At 67.5% G+C, this 2,985-nt stretch carries 1 protein-coding gene; it reads right to left on the reverse strand.

What is annotated here, in order from left to right; translation table 11 throughout:
- Window positions 1-2,985 (reverse strand): non-ribosomal peptide synthetase (locus QOI01_RS35230; RefSeq protein WP_526388744.1); only part of this gene is annotated, 2,985 nt, incomplete at both ends.

The following is a 2,985-nucleotide window of genomic DNA, read 5'->3' on the forward strand; positions in this document are numbered from 1 at the left end:
CGACCGAACCGGGCTCGGGCACCGTCATCGACCAACCGCCGCTGCCGTCGTCGGTGACGCGCATCCGCAACGCGGCGTGGTGATCCAGCAGCCCCTGCAGGACGACGACCACATCGGCCTCGGTCACCCCGGCCGGGGCGTGTACCACCACCGTCTGGTTGAACTCGTCAACCGGACCATCGACGCTGTGCAGCCAACGCATGATCGGGGTCGCCAGCACCACACCGGTGCCCTCGTCGACCACAGCGGCCTCACCGCCGGCCACCTCGACCACCGAGGCCAGCCGAGCCACCGTCTGCTCGACGAAGACATCACGCGGCCGACACACCACCCCGGCCGCGCGGGCGCGAGCCACCACTTGCATCGACAGGATGCTGTCGCCGCCCAAGTCGAAGAACGAGTCGTCGACCCCGACTTGCTCCAGCCCCAATACCTGGGCGTAGATGCCGACCAGGAGCTCCTCAATCGCATTGGCCGGAGGCCGGTATTCACCACCGGTGCCGCGGTATTCCGGGGCCGGTAAAGCGCGGGTGTCGAGTTTGTTGTTGGCAGTGAGTGGCAGCGCCACCAACCCCACCACCGCGGCCGGCACCATGTACGGCGGTAACCGATCCGCCAATTGGTCGCGGGCCTTCGCAGGATCCGCTGTCCCGGTGATGTAGCCAACGAGACGCTTGTCGCCGGGGCGGTCTTCGCGGGCGATCACCGCGACTTGGTCCACGCCGTCCAGTGCGGCCAGTGCGGCCTGCACCTCACCGAGCTCGATGCGGTAGCCGCGGATCTTGACCTGATCGTCGGCGCGGCCCAAATACTGCAGCTGGCCGTCGTCGCCCCAGCGCACCAGATCGCCAGTGCAATACATCCGCGCTCCGGGCTTCCCGAACGGGCATGCCACGAACCGGGACGCGGTCAGGTCGGTCCTGCCCAGATAGCCGCACGCCACGCCTTCGCCGGCCACATACAGCTCACCGACCACACCCGCCGGCACTGGACGCAACCAATTGTCCAGCACGAACAACGCCGCCCCTGGCACCGGCGAGCCGATCGGCGGCGCCCCCGAGCCCAGTGTCAGCGGCGCACTGATCGCCACACACATCGTCGTCTCGGTCGGGCCGTAGGCATTGATCATCACCCGCCCTGGCGCCCACCGATCGACCACCTCGGCCGGGCAGGCCTCACCGACGACCGCCAACGCTGTCGACTCCAGACCCTCCTGCGACAGCATCGAAACCGCCGACGGCGTCTGGGTAAGGACGCTGACCTGCTCTCTGACCAGCACGTCGTGAAAGTCCTCGGGTGATCCGACGACCGTTTCGGGTACGACCACCAGCCGCCCGCCGCGCAGCAGCGGACCCCAGATCTCCCACACCGAGACGTCGAACGCCAAGGTATGACACAGCGGCCACACGCCCGGGCGCGGCAAGCCGGCGTCCAGCGTCGTCATCAGCTGGGTGACGTTCTGGTGGGTGACAGCTACCCCTTTAGGGGCGCCGGTGGTACCCGAGGTGTAGATGACGTATGCAATGTCATCAGCGGCCGGCATCGGCAACGCGGTGCTGGGTTGGCTGTCGACGCGGGGGTCGTCGATATCGATGACCAGCAGACCGGATTCGGCCAGCCGGGACCCCCGCCCGGTTGTGGTGAGCGCGGCGATCGGCGCGGCATCGGCAACGATGTAGTCCATGCGCGATGTCGGCACCGCAGGGTCGATCGGCACATACGCCGCCCCCGACTTGAGCGTCGCCAAGATTGCGATGACAGCCTGAGCTGATCGCTCCGTCAGCAGAGCTACCTGCTGACCCGGTCCAACACCCTGGGCTGCCAGCAGGTGCGCCATCCGGTTGGCCGCCTCGTCGAGCTCGCGGTAAGTCAGCGAGCGGCCTTCGAAGGTCAACGCCGCCGCCTCCGGGGCGCGGGCCACCTGCGCGGCGAACAGCTCTGGAATCGACAACGCCGTGGTCACCGGCTGGGTCAGCACCGCCCGGTTACCCCACCCATCCAGTCGGTCGTGCTCACCGACGTCGAGCAGATCGATCGACGACAACCGCTGTGAGGGGTCGGCGGTCATGGCCACCAGCACCCGGCGCAATCGCTCGATCAGCGCATCCACGCTGGCCGCATCGAACACATCGGTGTCGTATAGGACGCGCAGGCTTAGTTCCTGACCCGGCACGGCTTGCATCGCAAGCGGGTAGTGGAGGTATTCGCGGCTGGCAATGTCGGTGATGGTCAACTCGGCGTCGCCGTCCAACGGGCCGGTGTCGATCGGGTAGTTCTCGTAGGCGAAGACGGAGTCGAACAATTGGTCGAGACCGGTGACGCGGTGAATCTCGTTGAGCGCCAAGTGCTGATGCTCGAGGGTGTTGTTGTGGGCGCGTTGCAGCTGCTCCAGCAGGTCGGTGGTGGTGGTCGCCGGGGTGATGTTCGCCCGCACCGGCACCGTGTTGATCAACAGGCCCACGATTGATTCGGAGCCGGCCAGCTCGGCCGGCCTACCCGACACCGCGGTGCCGAACGCGACATCGTGCTGGCCGGTCAGGCGCATCAACACCTGCGCCCACGCGGCTTGCAGCACGATGTTGACAGTGGTGTGGCACGAGCGCGCCAACTCGCCAAGCGCCCTGGTGGTCTGCTCGGGCAACCGGCACGATTCCACGGCGCGACGTCCGAGCGCTTCCCGGCCGGCGTGACCCACCAGCGTGGGAGTGTCGAAACCGTCGAATACCTCGGCCCACGCCGCTTGGGCGGCAGCGAGCTCCTGACCGGCCAACCAGGTGACGAACCTGCGATAGGGCACCGGCGCGGGCAGCCGCTGCCCGTAGTAGCTGGCGAAGATCTCCTGCAGCAGAACCGGCAGCGACCAGCCGTCGATGACGATGTGGTGATTGGTCAGCACGAACCGGTGCCGGTCCTCGGCGATGCGGATCAACGTGACCCGGAAGACCGGTCCGTGGGTGAGGTCGCAGACCGCGGCGCGCTCGGCAG

Source organism: Mycobacterium sp. (assembly GCF_032162605.1).
Lineage (GTDB): Bacteria > Actinomycetota > Actinomycetes > Mycobacteriales > Mycobacteriaceae > Mycobacterium.